We start from the raw sequence: 19,289 nt of genomic DNA on the forward strand, positions 1-19,289 counted from the left end.
CTGACGACCCGGGCTGGGCTCAGGACATGGCGGCCAGCAACTCGAGGACGAGTGCCGCTGTCGGCGCGGGGCTTTCCATGGGATAGAGGTGCGTGCCCTCGATGCTGCGAAAGCGCTCGCCGGCCAGGCGCTTGGCCAGATCCATGCCGCCGCGGCGCATTTCCTCGGACTGCGTGCCGGCGATGAAGCCCAGCGGGCACTGCAGCGCATGGCGGCGCAGCGTGCGCGCCATGTCGTGGGGCAGCGTGTCGTAGATGCGCGTTTCCACCGCGGGTTCGAAGGCCAGGTGCACGCGGCCCTCGCGCTCCTCGAAGCCGGCCTGCACGTAATCGGCCAGCACCCGCGGGTCCCAGCGCGCGAACACCGACTTGTTGGCGAAGTGCTGCGCCACGGCCTCGCGCGTGGGCCACTCGCGCCGGCGGCGGCTGGAGATGCGCCCGGGCGAGAGGCGCGGCATCAGCCCCGTGGCCTTGGCCAGGTGCACGGCGTGCGCGCGCCAGCCGGTGACGATGGGCGAGTCCAGCACCACCACGCCGCGCGCGAGCTGCGGGCGCCGCGCCGCGGTCTTGAGGCACAGCAGCCCGCCCAAGGAGTGGCCCACCAGGAACACCGGCGCCGTGGCGTGGCGCTCGATGAAGTGCGCCAGCTCGTCGCGCAGCCGCCCCCAGCCGTCGCCCACGGGGAAGCGCGGGTCGTGGCCGACCTTGTGCGGCGCCAGCACCTCGTAGCCCGCGGCGCGCCAGGCCTCGAACAGCCGCGCGTAGGTGCCGGCCGGAAAGCCGTTGCCGTGGGCGAAGACGATGCAGCGCGGCGCGGCGGCAGTGGCTGGCGCGTCGCCGGGGCTCATCCCGCGGCCAGCCGCGTGTCGGGGCTGACGATCTTGGTCAGCGGCTCGAAGCGCTCGGAGCTCGCCAGCAGCGGGTGGGCGCTGTCGCCGCCGTCCCAGCGCGGGTTGTCCATGGCGTCGAACACCTCGCGCAGCCGCTGCCCCCAGGTGCTGCGCACCATCTGGAAGTAGGGGTTGAACTCGTCGATGCAGATCATGCTGTCCGCGCGCAGCTCGCCGGCGCGGTAGACCAGCAGGTCCAGCGGCAGGCCCACGGAGAGGTTGGACTTGAGCGTGGAGTCCATGCTCACCAGCGCGCACTTGGCGGCCACGTCCAGCGAGGTGCGCGGGTTGATGAGGCGGTCCAGCACGGGCTTGCCGTACTTGCTCTCGCCGATCTGGAAGTAGGGCGTCTCGCGCGTGGCCTCGATGAAGTTGCCCTCGGAGTAGACGAGGAACATGCGCATGGGCTCGCGGCCGATCTGGCCACCGAAGATCAGCGCGGTGTTGAAGTCGATGCCGTGGCGCTTGAGCGCGTGGCCGTCCTGCTCGTAGACGCGGCGCACCGAGGCGCTGAGCACGCGCACGGCGTCGAACATGCTGCGCGCGTTCCAGATGGTGATGGGCGGCTCGCCCGGCGCGCCCTCTATGCGCTCGACCTGCAGCAGCTCGCGCACCGACTGCGAGATGCTCAGGTTGCCCGCGGACAGCAGCGCCATGAAGCGGTCGCCGGGGCGCTCATACACCATCATCTTGCGGAAGGTGCTGATCTGGTCCATGCCCGCGTTGGTGCGCGAGTCGGAGAGGAAAACGAGGCCGGCGTCGAGCCGGATGCCGATGCAGTAGGTCATGTCGCCTCCGCTATGAGATTTTTCAGGCGGTAGAGCGCGTCCAACGCCTCGCGTGGTGTGAGGGTGTCAGGGTTGATGCCCGCCAGCGCCTCCTCCAGCGCCGAGGGCTCGCACACCTGCTCGGGGGCCGCGGGCGGCGCGGCAAAAAGGTCCACCTGCTGCTCGCCCTGGCGCTGCTGCGCTTCCAGCGCCTCCAGCGTCGCGCGGGCCTGGCGGATGAGCGAGGCCGGCATGCCTGCCAGCCGCGCCACCTGCACGCCGTAGCTGCGGCTCGCCGGGCCGCTCTGTATCTCGTGCAGGAAAACGATGTCGTGCGCGCCGCTTTCCACCGCGCTCACGTGCACGTTGATGGCCTGCGGGTGCTTTTCCGGGAAGGCTGTCAGCTCGAAGTAGTGCGTGGCGAACAGCGTGAAGGCGCGGTTGCGGTCGTGCAGGTGGCTGGCGATGGCGCCGGCCAGGGCCAGGCCGTCGAAGGTGGAGGTGCCGCGGCCGATCTCGTCCATGAGCACCAGGCTGTGCTCGGTGGCGCTGTGGACGATGGCCGCCGCCTCCGTCATCTCCAGCATGAAGGTGGACTGCGCGTTGGCCAGGTCGTCGGCCGCGCCGATGCGCGTGTGGATGGCGTCCATGGGCCCCAGGCGGCAGCTCTTGGCCGGCACGTAGCTGCCCATGGCGGCCATGAGGGCGATGAGCGCCACCTGGCGCATGTAGGTGCTCTTGCCGCCCATGTTGGGGCCGGTGATCACGAGCATGCGCGTGCGCGCGTCCAGCCGGCAGTGGTTGGCGATGAAGGCGGCGCCGCCGGTCTCGGCCAGGCGCGACTCCACCACCGGGTGGCGGCCGGCCTCGATGTCTATGCAGGGCTGCGGGACGAACTGCGGCCGGCACCAGTCGAGCGTGGCCGCGCGCTCGGCCAGCGTGGACAGCACGTCCAGCGCGGCCAGCGCCCGCGCCAGCTCCAGCAGCACCGGAAGGTGCGGCTGCAACTGGTCCAGCAGCTGTTCATAGAGCCACTTTTCCCGCGCCAGCGCGCGCTCCTGCGCCGACAGCGCCTTGTCCTCGAAGGCCTTGAGCTCCGGCGTAATGAAACGCTCGGCGTTCTTGAGGGTCTGGCGGCGGCGGTAGTCGTCGGGCACGCGGCCGAGCTGGCCGGTGGTGACCTCGATGTAGAAGCCGTGGACCTTGTTGTACTGCACGCGCAGGTTGGAGATGCCCGTGCGCTCGCGCTCGCGGGTCTCCAGCGCGAGCAGGTAGGCGTCGCAGTGCTCGTTGATGCCGCGCAGCTCGTCGAGGTCGGCATCCAGCCCGGGGGCGATCACGCCGCCGTCGCGCAGCAGCGCCGCGGGCTCGGCCAGCAGCGTGCGCTGCAGCAGCTGGCCGATCTCCGGCGGGGGCAACAGCGCGGCCTTGAGCACGAGCAGCAGCGGCGCGCCTTCGGGCACGGTGGCTTCCAGCGCGGGCAGCGTCAGCAGCGTCTCGCGCAGGCCCGCCAGCTCGCGCGGGCGCACCTGGCGCAGCGCGATGCGCGAGGCGATGCGCTCCACGTCGCTGATCTGGCGCAGTTGCTCGCGCAGCGGCTCGAAGCCCTGCTGGTGGAACTGGCCTATGGCCTCGTGGCGCTTCTTGGCCGCGTCGCGGGCGCGCGGGGGCTGCGTGAGCCACTGGCGCAGCAGCCGGCTGCCCATGCCGCTGCGGCAGCCGTCCAGCAGCGACAGCAGGGTGGGGCCGCTGTCGCCGCGCAGCGTCTGCGTCAGCTCCAGGTTGCGCTGCGTGGCCGGGGGCAGGTCCAGCAGCTCGTCGGCGCGCTCCACGCGCAGCGTGGCCACGTGCGACAGCGCCTGGCCCTGCGTGTGCTCGGCGTAGGCCAGCAGCGCGCAGGCGGCGGCGTGGCCGACGCTCAAGTCCTGGGCCTTGAAGGCCTGCAGGCTGGCCACCTGGAGCTGCGCGCACAGCTTGCGCTGGCCGCCGGGGCCGTCGAACTGCCAGGCCGGGCGCCGGGTGAGGGCGGCGCAAGCCGCGGCCAGCATGGGAGAGGGCTCGCCCGTCTCGCCGTGCAGGATCTCGGCCGGCGCCAGGCGGGCCAGCCAGGCCGGCAGCTCGCGCTCGCTGCACTCCGTCATGCCCAGTTGCGCGGTGGACAGGCTCAGCCAGGCCAGGCCCCAGACCTTGCCCTTGTTGTGCGCGGCCAGCAGCAGCGTGTCCTGGCGCTCGTTGAGCAGCTCGGTGTCGGTGATGGTGCCGGGCGTGACCACGCGCACCACCTTGCGCTCCACCGGGCCCTTGGCGTTGACGTCGCCCACCTGCTCGGCGATGGCCACGGCCTCGCCCAGGCGGATGAGCTTGCCCAGGTAGCTCTCCAGCGCGTGCACGGGCACGCCGGCCATGAGCACGGGCTCGCCGGCACTCTGGCCGCGCGTGGTCAGCGTGACGTCCAGCAGCCGGTTGGCGCGGCGGGCGTCGTCGAAGAACACCTCGTAGAAATCCCCCATGCGAAAGAGCACGAGGGCGTCGGGGAAGTCCGCCTTGATGCGCAGGTACTGCTGCATCACCGGCGTGTGCGCGGCGAGGGCTTTCTCGTCCAGGGCCATGGGGGCGGGGCGCTTTCGGCTTTCAGGTCAGAAGGGGGCGTCTTCGGCGGGCGGCGTGGGCTGGTTCACGGTGTCCGTGCCCGTGCTGGACGCGGCGGCCTCGCCCTTGCGGATGCGCACCGGGCCCTTCTTGGGCGCGGGCGCTTCGGCGGGCGCCTCGGCCTTGAGGCTGTCGGCCAGGGCCTGCTCCGGCGTGGCCTGCGCACCGGCTTCCGCGGCGGCGCCCTCGGCCTCGTCGGCCTTGATGACGCGGCTGTAGGGCGAGAGGATCTGCACCAGCTGGCCGTAGATGCGCGGGCTGCCGGCCACGACTTCGCGCTGGTAGAGGTAGTCGCTCTCGCCGGTGAAGTTGCCGATCAGGCCGCCGGCCTCGGTGATGATGAGCGAGCCCGCGGCGATGTCCCAGGGGTTCAGGCCCGTCTCGAAGAAGCCGTCGTAGTAGCCCGCGGCCACGTAGCACAGGTCCAGGGCGGCGGCGCCGGGGCGGCGCAGGCCGGCGCACTGCTGCATGACCTCCTCGAACATCTTCATGTAGCGCTTGAAGTTGTCGCCGCGGCGGAAGGGGAAGCCGGTGCCGATGAGCGCGTCCTGCAGGCGGGTGCGCTTGGACACGCGCAGGCGGCGGTCATTCAAGAAGGCGCCGCGGCCGCGCGTGGCGTAGAACAGGTCGTTGCGCGAGGGGTCGTACACCACGGCCTGCTGCACCACGCCGCGGTGCGCCAGCGCGATGGAGACGGCGTAGACCGGGAAGCCGTGGATGAAGTTGGTGGTGCCGTCCAGCGGGTCGATGATCCAGACGTACTCGCTGTTGCGCGCGCCATGCTCGCGGCCGGACTCCTCGGCCAGGATGCCGTGGCCGGGGTAGGCCTGCAGCAGCGTCTCGATGATCACTTGCTCGGCCGCCTGGTCCACTTCGCTCACGAAGTCGTTGGGGCCCTTGGTGTTGATGCGCAGGATGTCCAGGTCCAGCGAGGCCCGGTTGATGATCGCCCCCGCCGCGCGAGCCGCCTTGATGGCGATGTTGAGCATGGGATGAAGCGCTTGGGACATGGGCGGACCTTGAGGGGTAAGACGGTTGATGCGCGCGCGCAAGGCTGCGTGGGGGCGCTTAGGGACACTGCGGCGGCGATGAGGAAAGAGCGTGCAGCGACAATTCGTGCTGCGCAAAACCCTTGATTCTAAAGCCGATGCCCGCCTCAGAAGTGCCAGCAAGCCCCACGCCCAATGCGGATGCCGCTCAACCCGGCACGGAAACCGCCCCGGGCGTGACGCCCGCCACGCCGCAGGCCGCCGCTGGCGAAGGCACGCGCTTCGTCCTGCTCAACACCAGCCATCCGGGCAACGTGGGCGCGGCGGCGCGCGCCATGAAGGTGATGGGCTTCAGCGACCTGGTGCTCGTGCAGCCGCGCTTCGCGGACGTGCTGTGCCGCGAGGAGACGGTGGCCCTGGCCAGCGGCGCGGCCGACATCCTGGCGCGCGCGCGCATCGTGGACTCGCTGCCCGCGGCGCTCGAAGGCATCAGCTACGCCTGCGCCACGGCCATGACGCCGCGCGACTTCGGCCCGCCCACCTTCGCCCCGCGCGAGCTGTTGCCGAGCCTGGCCGCCGGGCCGCACCGCGTGGCCTTCGTCTTCGGCAGCGAGCGCTACGGCATGAGCAACGAGGACGTCTACCGCTGCCACGCTTGCCTCTCCGTGCCCACGCACCCCGACTACGGCTCGCTCAACCTCTCGCAGGCCGTGCAGCTCGTGGCCTACGACTGGCGCCAGGCGTTGGGCGGCTTCGGCGTGGTGCCGCGCGTGCCGGACGCGCAGCTGGCCGACGGCGTGGCCGTGCAGGGCGCGCTGGAGCACTGGCGCGAGATGCTGGTGGAGATCGGTTTCCTGGACCCGGCCGCGCCGAAAAAACTGCTGCCGCGGCTGCAGCAGCTCATCAACCGCGCGCAGCCCACGGCAGAGGAAATCCACATCCTGCGCGGCATGGCGCGCGCCGTGCAGCGCGCCGCGCGCGGGCCCAAGCGCTGAAACGAAGCGGCACTTTTCTGCAGTTTTCGTGCCGCCGTTCCCGCAACAGGGTTCGCCCGGGTTGCCTACACTTCTGAACCCTTGTCCGGGAAATCAAGACCATGTTCAGCCGATTGCGTGAAACCATCTCCTGCATCCGCGAGCGCGACCCGGCCGCGCGCTCCAACTGGGAGGTGCTCACCTGTTATCCGGGCGTGCATGCGCTGATCTTTCACCAGGCCTCGCACTGGTGCTGGCAGCGGGAGCTGCGCTGGCTGGGCCGCTTCATCTCGCACCTGGGGCGCTTCTTCACCGGCATCGAGATCCACCCCGGCGCCAAGATCGGCCGGCGGGTGTTCATCGACCACGGCATGGGCGTCGTGATCGGCGAGACGGCCGAGATCGGCGACGGCTGCACCATCTACCAGGGCGTGACGCTGGGCGGTACCTCGCTCACGCGCGGCGCCAAGCGCCACCCGACGCTGGAGGCGGGCGTGATCGTGGGCGCCAACTCGCAGGTGCTGGGCGGCTTCACGGTGGGGGCGGGGGCGCGCATCGGCTCCGGCGCCGTGGTGGTGAAGCCCGTGCCGCCGGGGGCGACCGCGGTGGGCAACCCGGCGCGGGTGATTCAGGCCGATGCCGAGGCCGTGCGCGAGGCCGCCGCCGCCCGCATGGGCTTCTCGGCCTACGGCGTCACGCAGGGCGACGACCCGGTGGCGCAGGCCATGAAGGGGCTGATCGACAACGCCTCCAGCCACGAGCACCAGATCGCGCTGCTGTGGCAGGCGATTGAAAAGCTCTCTGCGCGCGCGCGGGAGCTGCCGGCGGAGGAGCTGCCGGCGGATGCGCACACGACCGAGAGCTTCGACGCGGAGCGGCTGAACCGGCTGGTGAAGTAAGCGCGGCGAGCCCTGCAACGAAAACGGCGCCCATTGGGCGCCGTTCGTGTTTCTGAATTGCCGCGACGCTCAGCTCTTGGGCGCCCTGATCGCCGACTTCGGCCGGAACGCCTTGCACACCGCCGCGTCCGTCTCGATGTACGGCCCGCCTATCAGGTCCACGCAGTAGGGCACGGCCGCGAAGATGCCGGGCGCCGGGGGCGTGGCGTTGGGCAGACCCTCCAGCGTCTCGGCGATGGCCTTGGGCTGGCCCGGCAGGTTGATCACCAGCGCCTTGCCGCGGATCACCGCCACCTGGCGCGAGAGGATGGCCGTGGGGACGAAGCGCAGGCTGATCTGGCGCATCTGCTCGCCAAAGCCCGGCATTTCCTTGTCGGCCACGGCCAGCGTGGCTTCCGGCGTCACGTCGCGCGGCGCGGGGCCGGTGCCGCCGGTGGTCAGCACCAGGTCGCAGTGCTCGTCGTCCACCAGCGCGCGCAGCGTGGCGCTGATGCCGTCCTGCTCGTCCGGTATCAGCCGCTCCACCCACGCCACCGGGTTGCGCAGCGCCTTGGTGAGCCACTCGCGCAGCGCGGGCAGGCCCTGGTCTTGATACACGCCCGCGCTGGCGCGGTCGCTGATGGAGACCAGGCCGATGCGCACCGGGTCGAAGCCGTTGGCAGCGTCAGAGGTGGTGGTGTCGTCACTCATCGTCGCGCAGCTCCGCCTTGATGAACTGGAACAGCTCGCGCCAGGCGCGGCCGTGGCGCTGCTCGGGGGCCGCGGCGGCATCCTTTTGCGCGGCGCGGATGAGGCTGCGCAGGCGCTGCACGTCGCTGTCCGGATGCGCCTGCATCCAGCGCGTGACGGCGTCGCCGTCGGTGCCCAGCTCCTCGCGCCAGCGCTCGGCGCGGTGCAGCTTCACCGCGTCCAGCGCGTGGCCGAGCTTGAAGGCCGCGACGGCTTCGCGCAGCGGCTCCACGTCAGCCGAGCGCATGAGCTTGCCCACGTACTGGAGCTGGCGGCGCCGGCCCTCGTGAGACTTGGTCTTCTTCAGCGCCTTCAGCGCAATGAGCAGCCCTTCCTCCATGGGAATGGCGGCCAGCCGGGTGTCGGGGAGCTCGATCAGCTCTTGCCCCAGCTTCTGCAGTTCATGGGCCTCACGCTTGAGGGCGGACTTGCTGGGCCTTTCGGCCCCACCCTCATCGGGCAGGAAATCGGATTCAGGGATGGACATGGCGATTCAAATGCGCTGGGTATGATAGCCGCGGCCCTTCTTCACACCCGCGAAGCATCTCCCACATGACCCGTTCCAACGCCCCGGTTTTTGCCTACACGCGAGAGCAGTTCGAGCAGATCGTCGATGACGCCCTGGCGCTTGCCAAGAAACTGGGGGCCAGCGACGCGGGCGTTGAGGTGTCCGAGGGCGTGGGCCTGTCGGTGTCGGTGCGCAAGGGCGAGCTGGAGAACGTGGAGCGCAACCGCGACAAGTCGGTGGGCATCAGCGTCTACATCGGCCAGCGCCGTGGCAACGCCTCCACCTCCGACTTCTCGCCCGCCGCGCTGGAGCAGACCGTGCGCGCGGCCTACGACATCGCCCGCTTCACCGCCGAAGACCCGGCCGCCGGCTTGCCCGACGAGCAGGACATCGTCTCGCCCGCGGATGCCGCGTGCGACCTCGACCTCTTCCACCCCTGGGACATCGACGCCGAGGGCGCCGCCGAGCTGGCCCGCCGCTGCGAGCAGGCCGCCTTCGACGTGGACCGCCGCATCACCAACTCCGAAGGCGCCGGCGTCTCCGCGCAGCAGGCGCACTTCCTCTCGGCCAACACCCGCGGCTTCAAGGGCGGCTACGCCAGCTCGCGCCACTCGCTGTCGGTCGCGCCCATCGCCGGGCGCGGCAACGACATGCAGCGCGACCACTGGTACACCTCCATGCGCCATGCCGACGAGATGGCCAGCCCCGAGGCCGTGGGCCGCTACGCCGCCGAGCGCGCGCTCTCGCGCCTGAAGGCCAAGAAGATCGCCACCTGCGAGGTGCCGGTGCTGTTCGAGTCCACGCTGGCGGCCGGCCTGATCGGCGGCTACGTGCAGGCCACCAGCGGCGGCGCGCTCTACCGCAAGGCCACCTTCCTGCACGACAGCCTGGGTAAGCAGACCCTGGCCGATCACCTGGACTTGGTCGAGGACCCGCACATCCTGCGCGGCAAGGGCAGCGCCCCGTTCGACGACGAGGGCGTGGCCACGCGCCAGCGCAAGGTGGTCGAGGCCGGCGTGACGCAGGGCTACTTCCTCTCCAGCTACTCCGCCCGCAAGCTGGGCATGCGCACCACCGGCCACGCCGGCGGCTCGCAGAACCTGCACCTGACCAGCCGCCTCACCCAGCCCGGCGACAACCTGGAGGAGATGCTGCGCAAGCTCGGTCGCGGCCTGTTCGTCATCGAGCTCATGGGGCAGGGCGTCAACTTCGTCACCGGCGACTACTCCCGCGGCGCCACCGGCTTCTGGGTCGAAAACGGGCGCATCGTCCACCCGGTGCAGGAAATCACCATCGCCGGCAACTTGGGCGAGATGCTCAAGCAGATCGTGGCCGTGGGCGCCGACGAGTTCACCATGGGCAGCAAGACCACCGGCTCCGTGCTGCTGGAACGCATGAAGGTCGCCGGCCTGTAAGCCCGGGCCCCGCGCGGCGCGTTTGAAACCCCGGCCCGCGCCGCCGCTTGCGGCGCTGCCCAAGGCCTGGAACGGCTTCAGGCCTGTCCCAACTGACGCCCTGCTGACGCATTTGGTTGCCGTCGTACACTCGCCGGTTGCCCGTGTGGCGGGCGTCCCCGGCGCTCAACTCCTATACACCGCTGAGACAAGCTCATGAAGAAACTGCTCACCCTCCTGAGTGCGGCGCTGGCCGCCTCCTTTGCCCAAGCGGCCGACCTCAAGATCGGCGTGGCCGAGGCGCTGTCCGGCGGCGCGGCGCAGTACGGCACCGCCATCCGCAACGGCTTCCAGCTCGCGGCCGACGAGATCAACGCCGCCGGCGGCGTGGGCGGCAACAAGATCGCGCTGGTCATCGAGGACGAGCAGGGCAAGAAGGAAGAGGCGATCAACGTCTTCAAGAAGCTGATCTTCCAGGACCAGGTGCTGATGGTCTTCGGCCCGACGCTGTCCAACTCCGCGCAGGCCGCCGACCCCATCGCCCAGGGCGCCAAGACCGTGGTGTTCGGCACCTCCAACACCGCCGACGGCATCACCTCCATCGGCGACTTCGTGTTCCGCAACTCCGTCACCGAGGCCGACGTGCTGCCGGAGACGCTGAAGATGGCCGTCAAGAAGGCTGGCGTGAAGAAGGTGGCCGTGCTCTACGGCAATGACGACGTCTTCACCAAGAGCGGCTACGACAACTTCAAGAAGGCCCTGGCCGACCTCAACATCCCCGTGACCACCACGGAGACGTTCGCCAAGGGCGACGTGGACTTCAAGGCCCAGCTCACCAAGATCAAGGCCAGCAGCCCCGACGCCATCGTCCTGTCGGCCCTGCTGGCCGAGGGCGCGCCCATCATGGTGCAGGCCCGCCAGCTCGGCCTGAACGTGCCCATCATCGGCGGCAACGGCATGAACTCCGTCAAGGTGTTCGACCTGGCCAAGGACAAGGCCGAGGGCCTGTGGGTGGGCAGCCCCTGGTCCATCGAGAACCAGTCCGAGGCCAACCGCAAGTTCGTCGTGGCCTACACCTCTAAGTTCAAGACCGCGCCGGACCAGTTCGCCGCCCAGGCCTACGACGGCCTGTACATCGCCGCCCAGGCGCTCAAGAAGGTCAAGCTCAGCGGCAACCTGCCCGCCGACCGCGTGGCGCTGCGCAACGCGCTGCCCGAGGTGAAGTGGAGCGGCGCCACCGGCGACTTCCAGTTCCGCCGCGCCAACGACAAGGCCGGCCGCCCCGCCGGCTACGACGCCAACCAGACCGCCATCGTCAGCGTCACGCGCGGCGGCAAGTTCTCGATCGAGAAGTAATTCCAGGGCCGCACGGCCCGCCGACTTGAAGACCGCGGTGTGCCGCCAGGCGCACCGCGGTCGCTTTCCTTCAAGCCTGCCATGCTCCAACAACAACTCATCAACGCCCTGTCGCTGGGCTGCGTGTATGCCCTGTTCGCACTGGGCTTCACGCTGGTCTTCGGCGTGCTGGGGGTGATCAACCTCGCGCACGGCGCCATGTTCACCGTGGGCGCCTACGCGGCGCTGGTGTTCGTGGAGCATTTCCAGCTGCCGCTGTGGGCCGCGGCCGTGCTGGGCGCGCTCATCAGCGGCGTGTTCGGCCTGCTGATCGACCGCCTGGTGCTGCGCCGTCTGCGCGCCAACGACGCGCCGCACCTCATTCCCATGATCACCACCATCGGCATCGGCATCGCCGTGACCAGCACGGTGCAGGGCCTCTTCGGCGCGGAGAACAAGCGCTTCCCGCAGGAGGTGGTGCCCGACGCCGCGCTGGACTTGGGTGGGCTGCACCTGACGGTGCTGGAGCTGGGGATCATCCTGCTGTCCTTCGCGCTCATGGCCGTGCTGCTGCTGGGCTTGCAGCGCACGCAACTGGGCCGCGCGCTGCGCGCCATCGCCGAGTCGCCCAAGGCCGCGTGGCTGCTGGGCATCAATGTCGAAGGCCTGTTCATGCTGACCTCCTTCGTCGCCGCGGCGCTGGGGGGCCTCGCCGGCGTGCTCATCGGCCTGTCGTCCAACGCCGTGTTCCCGCTCATGGGTCAGCCCATGCTGCACAAGGGCATCGCCGTGATCATCCTGGGCGGCATGGGCGACATCCGCGGCGCGCTGCTGGGCGGATTGTTCCTGGGCTTCGCCGAAGTGATGTCCGTGGCCTACATCGGCTCCACCATGCGCGACGCCGTGGCCTTCGGCCTTCTGTATTTGATCCTGCTGGTGCGGCCCACGGGCCTGTTCGGCAAGCTGCAACAGCGCAAGGCGTGACGACCCGAGATGGATTCCTTTGACAACTTCTGGGCCGTCTACAGCAACCTGGTGCTCACGCTGGGCACCAACGCGCTGCTGGCGCTGTCCATCTACCTCACGCTGTCCTGCGGGCTGCTGGCCATGGCCAACGCCGCCTTCATGGGCATAGGCGCCTACACCGCCTCGCTGCTGACCATGAACACCGCCACGCCGTTCCCGCTGGCGCTGCTGGCGGGCATGGTGGCGCCGTCCATCGTGGCCTTCCTGATCGGCAAGCCCACGCTGCGGCTGTCGGGTGTCTATCTCGCCATGGCGACGCTGGGCTTCGGCGAGGTGGTGCGCATCCTCATCCTCAACACCGAGGACTGGACCGGCGGCGCGCTGGGCCTGAACGGCATTCCGCAGCTCACGCAGTGGTGGCACGTGCTGCTGGCGGTGGTGCTGGCGCTGTTCGTGTTGTGGCAGTTGCGCCGCACCCGCGTGGGCCGCGCCTTCGAGGCCATCAAGGAGGACGAGACTGCCGCCGCCCTCATGGGCATCAACGTCGCGTCGCACAAGCTGCTCGCCTTCGTCCTGGGCGCGGCGCTGGCCGGGCTGGCCGGCGCGCTCAACGCGCACTTGACCTTCTTCATCGGCCCCAACGAATACAACTTCGACCGCGGCGTCGAGATCCTGACCATGGCCATCCTGGGCGGCATCAACGGCCTGACCGGCCCGGTGCTGGGCGCCGTGATCCTCACGCTGCTGCCGGAGCTGCTGCGCTCGCTCAAGGATTTCCGCCTCGTGGTCAACGGCCTCATCCTGGTCGTGATCACGCTGTTCCTGCCGCGCGGCCTGTGGGACCCGGCGCGGCTGCGCCGCCTGCTGGGCCGGGGAGGGCGCTGAAAGGCGCTGACAACATGCTTGAACTCGCCAACGTCTCCATGCGCTTTGGCGGCCTGCACGTGCTGCAGGACGTCAACATCGCCCTGCCCCCCGAGGGCAGCATCTTCGGCCTGATCGGTCCCAACGGCGCCGGCAAGACCACCGTCTTCAACCTCATCACCGGGCTGTTCCGGCCCACGGGCGGCAGCATCACCTTCGACAAGCAAAGCCTGGTCGGCCTGCAGCCGTTTGAAGTGACGCGCCGCGGCATCGCGCGCACCTTCCAGAACATCCGCGTGTTCAAGGAGATGAGCCTGCTGGACAACGTGGTGGTGGGCATGCACCGCCACCTGGGCTACGGCGCCCTGGGCACGCTGTTCTCCAGCCCGGCCGTGCGCATGGCCGAGAAGCAGGCACGCGAGCGCGCGCTGGAGCTGCTGTCCTGGGTGCGGCTGGACCACAAGGCCCGCGCCACCGCCGACAGCCTCTCCTACGGCGAGCAGCGCCGCCTGGAGCTGGCGCGCGCGCTGGCCACCGAGCCCAAGCTGCTGCTGCTGGACGAGCCTGTGGCCGGCATGAACGCCAGCGAGAAGACGGAGCTGATGGTCGAGATCCGCAACATCCGCGCGCGGGGCTACGGCATCTTCATGATCGAGCACGACATGCGCTTCGTGATGGGCCTGTGCGAGCGCGTGGCGGTGCTCAACTTCGGCCGCATCATCTGCGACGACGTGCCGGAGGTCGTCCAGCGCGACCCGCAAGTGATCGAGGCCTACCTGGGCCGCGACGAAGACCCGCTGCAGGAGGCCACGGCATGAGCACCGGCACGACGACGAGCACCTCCGCCGCGCCGCTGCTGCGCGTGGAGGGCCTGCAGGTGGCCTACGGCCACATCGAGGCCGTCAAGGGCGTGGATTTCGAGCTGCGCGAGGGCGAGATCACCGCGCTGGTCGGCGCCAACGGCGCCGGCAAATCCACGACGCTGATGGCGTTGTCGGGCCTGGTGAAACCCAGGGCCGGCCGCTTCCTGTTCGAGGGCCAGGACCTGGCGCGCTTGAAGCCGCACGAGCGCGTCTCGCGCGGCATCGTGCAGGTGGCCGAGGGGCGGGCCATGCTCACGCAGCTCACCGTGCGCGAGAACCTGGAGCTGGGCGCCTACAGCCGCCCGGGGCGCAAGGCGTCGCCCGGCGAGATGGAGCGCATCTTCGAGCTGTTCCCTCGCCTGAAGGAGCGCCTCAACGGCTACGCCGGCAACCTCTCCGGCGGCGAGCAGCAGATGCTGGCCATCGGCCGCGCGCTCATGGCCAAGCCGCGCGTGCTGCTGCTGGACGAGCCCTCCATGGGCCTGGCCCCCATCGTGGTGCAGGAGATCTTCCGGACGCTGGTGGGCATCAACCGCACGGGGCTGACCATCCTGCTGGTGGAGCAGAACGTGCGCCAGGCGCTGCGCATTGCCAGCCAGGCCTATGTGCTGGAGACCGGCCGCATCGTCCTGCAAGGCCCCGGCCGCACGCTGCTGGACGATCCCCAGGTGCAGGCGGCCTACTTGGGCGGCTGACTTGGGCGGCTGAATTTGCAGGCCGCATCGTTCAGAAATCTGAACGATGGCCCCCATGCAATGGGCGGCCAGCGGGCACGAAACTGAACAGTCGGGTGCCCAGCACCGCGCTGGGCGCGCGGGCTGGCGTTGCGCCAGCCCTGGGCGTTCACTCAGGACAGCGGTTTCCCGCCGTGAAACTCAGCCCTGCGGCGCCTGCTGCGACAGGGCGAACAGCTTGGTGCTGCGCGTGCCGGTGCGGCAAAAGGCCAGCACGGGCTTGGGCAGCTCTTGCAGCAGCTGCGCGAAGGCGGCGGCTTCTTCCGGCGACTGGTAGCCCGGCGCCACCGGCAGGTGGCGGTACTCCAGCCCGGCGGCGCGGGCGGCGGCCTCGATGGCGCTGCTGGTGGGCTGATCGGGGCCGCCTTCGAAGTCGGGGCGGTTGTTGATCACGCTGGCAAAGCCGGCGCGCGCCACCTCGGCCATGGCCTCAGGCGGGAGCTGCGGCGCCACGCAGAGGTCGGCCGTGAGCGGGCGGATCTGGATTTCGGCGGGGTTGTTCATGGCCGCGAGCTTAGCGGCTGAGGGCCTGCTTGACGGCGGCGGACACCATCGCCATCTCGGCCTTGCCGGCAAGCTTCGTCTTGGCCGCACCCATGACCTTGCCCATGTCGCCGGGGCCCGCGGCGCCCAGCTCGGCCACCAGCGCATCCACCTCGGCCTGCACTTCCTCTTGCGTCAGGCGCTGCGGCAGGTAGGCCTGCAGCACCTGCATTTCCGCGGCTTCGGCATCGGCCAGGTCCTGGCGGCCGGCCTGGGTGTAGGCGGCAATGGAGTCCTTGCGCTGCTTGACCAGCTTGTCCACCACCGACACCACCTGCGCATCGTCCAGCGTGATGCGCTCGTCCACTTCCCTTTGCTTGATCGCGGCCAGCAGCAGCCGGACGGTGGACAGCCGCAGCGACTCCTTGGCGCGCATGGCGGACTTCATGTCTTCGGTGATCTGGTCCTTCAAGGCCATCGTCGTTCTCCAAAAAATTCGGTTCCGGAAAGTCGCTTCCAGAAAAGCAAAAGCCCGCGACGGCGTCCCGCGCGGGCTTGACTGTTTCGGCAGTTGAAGCGAGCGCAAGGCTCGCGCCGGATCAGTACAGCTTCTTGGGCAGCTGCATGCTGCGCACGCGCTTGTAGTGGCGCTTGACGGCGGCAGCCTTCTTGCGCTTGCGCTCGGCAGTGGGCTTCTCGTAGAACTCGCGCGCACGCAGCTCGGTCAACAGGCCCAGTTTCTCAATGGTGCGCTTGAAGCGGCGCAGGGCCACATCGAAAGGCTCGTTCTCTTTGACGCGAATCGTGGTCATGAAAGGGGATTTCCTTCAGTAGTTGCGCTCGGTGTCCGCCACCGGAAGTTCCGGAATCCGTGAGCCGGATCGACACGCGGGTTTGCCAGCAAAACGCGGAGTATAACCCACGTAAATCAGTGCTCCACAAGCTGATGCGTATCAAGCGCCACCAGGACCTGCGCGGCGCCGAAAAATCGCAACGCCCCTTGGGGTGATGGACAGGCAAAAAACGCCCGCGCCGCGCCGCGAGCCAGGCCGTGGCCGTTGTCGCTCAGGCTGCCGCCACCTGCGCCTCGGCCATGGCCCGCGCGCAGGCCGCGGCGCTGGCCCAGGCCCACTGGAAGTTGTAGCCGCCCAGCCAGCCGGTGACGTCCACCACCTCGCCAATGAAGTGCAGGCCCGGCTGCTTCTTGCTCTCCATGGACTGCTGGTTGAGCTCGCGCGTGTCCACGCCGCCGGCCGTCACCTCGGCCTTGCGCCAGCCCTCGCTGCCGTCCGGCAGCAGCTTCCAGCGCCCAAGGGCCGTCCCCAGGGCATTGAGGTCCTTGTCGCGCGCCTGCGGCATGGGCGTGCCGCCTTCCACGCCGGCGCGCTGCAGCCAGGCCTCGGCCAGGCGTTGCGGCAGCAACTGGCCCAGCTCGTTGCCCAACTGGCGCTTGCTCTTGCCCTTGGCCTCGCGCAGCAGCGCGCCCAGGTCGCGGCCCGGCGCCAGGTCGATGCGCAGCGGCTGCCCCGGCACCCAAAAACTGCTGATCTGCAGCACCGCCGGGCCGCTCAGGCCGCGGTGCGTGAACAGCAGGTCTTCCAGGAAGCGCATGGGCTTCTTGCCCGCGCCGGTCTCGATGCCCACCTCCAGCGCGATGCCCGCCAGCGGTGCGAAGGCGGCCCAGGTCGGCGCGTCGAAGGTCAGCGGCACCAGGGCGGGGCGGGGTTCCACCACGCGGTGGCCGAACTGCTTGGCCAGGCGGAAGCCGAAGTCGGTCGCGCCTATCTTGGGAATCGAGAGGCCGCCCGTGGCCACCACCACGCGCGCCGTGCGCTGCGTGCCGCGGTCGGTGTCGATGTCGTAGCCCTCGGCCGTGGCGCGCACGTCCAGCACCTTGCACGGCTGCCAGCGCGTGACGCGGCCGGCCTCGCACTCGGACAGCAGCATCTCAATCACGTCTTCCGCCGAGCGGTCGCAAAAGAGCTGGCCCTTGTGCTTCTCGTGGAAGGGGATGCCGTACTTCCTCATCAGGCCGATGAAGTCGGCGGGCGTGTAGCGCGCCAGTGCCGAGCGGCAGAAATGCGGGTTCTCGCCCAAGTAGTTGGCCGGCGAGGCCTCGCGGTTGGTGAAGTTGCAGCGCCCGCCGCCGGAGATGCGGATCTTTTCAGCGACCTTGGGCGCGTGGTCCACGACCAGCACCCGCAAGCCCAATTGCCCTGCAATGCCGGCGCAAAACAGGCCGGCCGCGCCCGCGCCGACGACGACGCAATCCCATGGTTCAGACATGGGGCGCGATTGTCCGGGTTTCCCCGTGTCAGGCGCGGCGGCGGGCCCTTTGCGGGGCGGACGTGCCCGCGCCCGGCGTGACGGCCTGCGCGGATTGCTCCGTCTGATGCCCCGCCTGGTGCAGCTGGTGCTGCGCCTGCGCCGCCAGCGTGCGCGCGTTCACCACTTCGCCGATGACCATGATGGCCGGGCTGCCCAAGCCGGCGTCGCGCAGCGCGCGCGGCAGCTCGGCCAGCGTCGTGACCAGCTCACGCTGCTGGGGCAGGCTGGCGTGCTGCACCACGGCCACCGGCGTGGTGCCGGGCAGGCCCTGCACCAGGCCGGCATGCAGCTGGTCCACCTGCGCCACGCCCATGTAGACCACCAGCGTGAGGCCCAGCGCCGCGGCCTGCGCGAGCACGGCCCAATCCGGCGTGCTGCCGCCGGACTTGGCATGGCCGGTGACGAAGATGACGCCCTGCGCATGCGCGCGGTGCGTCAGCGGCACGCCCAGCCCCGTGGCGGCGGCCAGCCCCGAGGTGATGCCGTTGACCACGCGCGTGGGAATGCCCTGCGCCTGCAGCGCCTGCACTTCCTCGCCGCCGCGGCCGAAGATGAAGGGGTCGCCCCCCTTGAGCCGCACCACGCGCTGCCCGGTTAGGGCCTCGGCGGCCATGAGCCGTTCGATGAAACGCTGCGGCGTGCTGGCGCAACCGCCGCGCTTGCCCACGGGGACGATGCGCGGCCGGCGTTTCAAACCGCGCAGCGCGAACTCCACCAGCTCGCCGGGCACCAGCTCATCCACCAGCAGCACCGTGGCGCGCCGAATGGCGCGCAGTGCCGCCAGCGTCAGCAGTTGCGGGTCGCCCGGGCCGGCACCCACCAGCGCGCAATCTCCAACAGGGCGCCGCGCGGCGCCGGCGCTGCCGGACAAGGCTCGCAGCCGCGAAGTGGCCGCACGGGATGTCGATTCGCTGAGCGCCTGTGTCCGGTTTGTCATGTTTGCGTCGGAGGGGCGTTATGCGCTGTGTTCCAGCGCCTCGTCCTGCATGGCGGCCACGGCGGCCAGCAGCAGTTCGACCTGGCGTTCCAGCGGCGCGGGCGCGGGCTTTTCGCCGCTGAGCACCGACTGGATGTAGTGCGCGGTGGTGGCCGCGTCGTTGTCGCGCGGCAGCACGGGCAACTGCGCCAGCGCGCCGTCCTGCGCGGGGCAGGAAAGCTCTTCGCGCGCCACGCCGCGCAGCGACACGTCCATGCGCGGCACGCGGCGCGCGTCGGCCACGGGCTCACCCTCGGTGCCGCGCATGAGCAGCATGTCGGCCTGCTCGTTCTGCGCGTACTGCGCCAGCAACTGGCCGAATTCGGGGTGCGTGTAGTTGGTGACGCGCACCGCGCGCGCGCCGCGCACGGGGTTGAGCATCTTGGCGATGGTGTGGCCGGAGTTGCGCAGGCCGATGACCCAGCGCACGTCCAGCAGCCGCGACAGCGGCGGGCACAGCGCGTCGATGCGCATGAAGGCCGGCTCGTGCCGCGCCCAAGCGCGCTCGGCCTCCTGCGCCGTGCGCACCGCCGGCAGGCCCAGGCTCTGGAACACCTCGGCGCTGGTGACGCGCTTGGGGTCCTGCAGCGGGCCGTGCACCAGCACGCGCACGCCTTCCTGCGCCAGGCGCAGCGCCAGCAGCGGTGTCAGGTTGGGCAGCCGCCGCGCGCCGTTGTAGGTGGGCAGCACCACGACCGGCTGGTTCGACGGGATGGCCAGGCAGCGCTCGTGCGCCGCGGCCAGGAAGCCCGCCAGCTCCTCGGCCGTCTCGCCCTTCATGCGCATGCCTATGGCGAAGGCGCCGACTTCCAGGTCGCTGACGCTGCCGTCCAGCACCTGCCCCATGACCTCGCGCGCCTGCTCCTGCGTCAATGAACGCGCGCCGTTGGCGCCGCGGCCGATTTCTTTGATGTAGCTCGAAATGCTCATGTCAGATTGTCC

20 protein-coding genes are annotated in these 19,289 nt (G+C 70.0%); 8 read left to right on the forward strand and 12 right to left on the reverse strand.

Annotation, left to right across the window (positions count from 1 at the left end):
• Positions 1-19 precede the first annotated feature (19 nt).
• The 4 genes from SM757_RS08430 to SM757_RS08445 are packed head-to-tail and all read right to left on the reverse strand — an operon-like array spanning position 20 to position 5,315.
• A complete protein-coding gene (locus SM757_RS08430; protein ID WP_066333465.1) occupies positions 20-847 on the reverse strand; it encodes an alpha/beta hydrolase in 828 nt (275 codons plus the stop codon).
• Entirely contained in the window at positions 844-1,677 is an 834-nt protein-coding gene (locus SM757_RS08435) for a proteasome-type protease (protein ID WP_066333462.1), read from the reverse strand. The genes SM757_RS08430 and SM757_RS08435 overlap by 4 nt, the downstream gene beginning before the upstream one ends.
• Positions 1,674-4,265 carry a DNA mismatch repair protein MutS gene (gene mutS, locus SM757_RS08440; protein WP_322465106.1) on the reverse strand — a complete coding sequence of 864 codons (2,592 nt, stop codon included), beginning with the start codon at positions 4,263-4,265 and terminating at the stop codon, positions 1,674-1,676. The genes SM757_RS08435 and mutS overlap by 4 nt, the downstream gene beginning before the upstream one ends.
• A 27-nt stretch (positions 4,266-4,292) precedes the next feature.
• A complete protein-coding gene (locus SM757_RS08445; RefSeq protein ID WP_322465107.1) occupies positions 4,293-5,315 on the reverse strand; it encodes an inositol monophosphatase family protein in 1,023 nt (340 codons plus the stop codon).
• Positions 5,316-5,452: 137 nt separating this feature from the next.
• Between SM757_RS08445 and SM757_RS08450 the strand changes: the two genes are divergently transcribed.
• Positions 5,453-6,289: an RNA methyltransferase gene (locus tag SM757_RS08450; RefSeq protein ID WP_322465108.1), complete on the forward strand. Its 837-nt coding sequence runs from the start codon at positions 5,453-5,455 to the stop codon at positions 6,287-6,289.
• 101 nt (positions 6,290-6,390) lie between these two features.
• Positions 6,391-7,167, forward strand: a complete 777-nt coding sequence (gene cysE, locus SM757_RS08455) for a serine O-acetyltransferase (protein ID WP_066333452.1) — start codon at positions 6,391-6,393, stop codon at positions 7,165-7,167.
• 69 nt (positions 7,168-7,236) lie between these two features.
• On the opposite strand, the gene mog is transcribed toward cysE, so the two are convergent.
• Complete coding sequence (gene mog / locus SM757_RS08460; protein WP_322465109.1) at positions 7,237-7,857, reverse strand: molybdopterin adenylyltransferase; 621 nt, start codon at positions 7,855-7,857, stop codon at positions 7,237-7,239.
• Positions 7,850-8,383 carry a ribosome biogenesis factor YjgA gene (gene yjgA, locus SM757_RS08465; protein WP_322465110.1) on the reverse strand — a complete coding sequence of 178 codons (534 nt, stop codon included), beginning with the start codon at positions 8,381-8,383 and terminating at the stop codon, positions 7,850-7,852. Before yjgA ends, mog begins: the two co-directional genes overlap by 8 nt.
• A gap of 65 nt (positions 8,384-8,448) precedes the next feature.
• Between yjgA and pmbA the strand changes: the two genes are divergently transcribed.
• From pmbA to SM757_RS08495, 6 genes are all read left to right on the forward strand, one after another.
• Positions 8,449-9,819, forward strand: coding sequence for a metalloprotease PmbA (gene pmbA / locus SM757_RS08470; RefSeq protein ID WP_322465111.1), 1,371 nt, complete (start codon positions 8,449-8,451; stop codon positions 9,817-9,819).
• A 195-nt stretch (positions 9,820-10,014) separates the two neighbouring features.
• The gene (locus SM757_RS08475) at positions 10,015-11,154 is read left to right on the forward strand and encodes an ABC transporter substrate-binding protein (protein WP_322465112.1); all 1,140 of its coding nucleotides are present in this window, start codon (positions 10,015-10,017) and stop codon (positions 11,152-11,154) included.
• An 81-nt stretch (positions 11,155-11,235) separates the two neighbouring features.
• Positions 11,236-12,117 (forward strand): branched-chain amino acid ABC transporter permease, encoded by an 882-nt coding sequence (locus SM757_RS08480; protein ID WP_322465113.1) that lies wholly within the window; start codon positions 11,236-11,238, stop codon positions 12,115-12,117.
• 9 nt (positions 12,118-12,126) lie between these two features.
• Complete coding sequence (locus SM757_RS08485; protein WP_066333439.1) at positions 12,127-12,984, forward strand: branched-chain amino acid ABC transporter permease; 858 nt, start codon at positions 12,127-12,129, stop codon at positions 12,982-12,984.
• Positions 12,985-12,998: 14 nt separating this feature from the next.
• Positions 12,999-13,781: an ABC transporter ATP-binding protein gene (locus tag SM757_RS08490; RefSeq protein WP_066333437.1), complete on the forward strand. Its 783-nt coding sequence runs from the start codon at positions 12,999-13,001 to the stop codon at positions 13,779-13,781.
• On the forward strand, positions 13,778-14,521 hold the full coding sequence (locus tag SM757_RS08495; RefSeq protein WP_066333432.1) for an ABC transporter ATP-binding protein: 744 nt from the start codon (positions 13,778-13,780) through the stop codon (positions 14,519-14,521). Before SM757_RS08490 ends, SM757_RS08495 begins: the two co-directional genes overlap by 4 nt.
• Positions 14,522-14,701: 180 nt before the next feature.
• On the opposite strand, the gene SM757_RS08500 is transcribed toward SM757_RS08495, so the two are convergent.
• The 6 genes from SM757_RS08500 to ybiB all read right to left on the reverse strand — a co-directional run bounded on the left by SM757_RS08500 (position 14,702) and on the right by ybiB (position 19,277).
• The gene (locus SM757_RS08500) at positions 14,702-15,064 is read right to left on the reverse strand and encodes a TIGR01244 family sulfur transferase (protein ID WP_066333429.1); all 363 of its coding nucleotides are present in this window, start codon (positions 15,062-15,064) and stop codon (positions 14,702-14,704) included.
• 10 nt (positions 15,065-15,074) lie between these two features.
• Entirely contained in the window at positions 15,075-15,521 is a 447-nt protein-coding gene (locus SM757_RS08505) for a GatB/YqeY domain-containing protein (RefSeq protein ID WP_066333427.1), read from the reverse strand.
• A 121-nt stretch (positions 15,522-15,642) separates the two neighbouring features.
• On the reverse strand, positions 15,643-15,855 hold the full coding sequence (rpsU, locus tag SM757_RS08510) for a 30S ribosomal protein S21 (protein ID WP_012346814.1): 213 nt from the start codon (positions 15,853-15,855) through the stop codon (positions 15,643-15,645).
• 253 nt (positions 15,856-16,108) lie between these two features.
• On the reverse strand, positions 16,109-17,329 hold the full coding sequence (locus SM757_RS08515; protein WP_322465114.1) for a BaiN/RdsA family NAD(P)/FAD-dependent oxidoreductase: 1,221 nt from the start codon (positions 17,327-17,329) through the stop codon (positions 16,109-16,111).
• A gap of 28 nt (positions 17,330-17,357) precedes the next feature.
• Entirely contained in the window at positions 17,358-18,308 is a 951-nt protein-coding gene (cobA, locus tag SM757_RS08520) for a uroporphyrinogen-III C-methyltransferase (protein ID WP_322465115.1), read from the reverse strand.
• 18 nt (positions 18,309-18,326) lie between these two features.
• Positions 18,327-19,277: a DNA-binding protein YbiB gene (ybiB, locus tag SM757_RS08525; RefSeq protein WP_066333507.1), complete on the reverse strand. Its 951-nt coding sequence runs from the start codon at positions 19,275-19,277 to the stop codon at positions 18,327-18,329.
• Between the last annotated feature and the right edge of the window lie 12 nt (positions 19,278-19,289).

The sequence above is a fragment of the Azohydromonas lata genome (genome assembly GCF_034427735.1).
Taxonomy (GTDB): Bacteria; Pseudomonadota; Gammaproteobacteria; order Burkholderiales; family Burkholderiaceae_C; genus Azohydromonas; species Azohydromonas lata.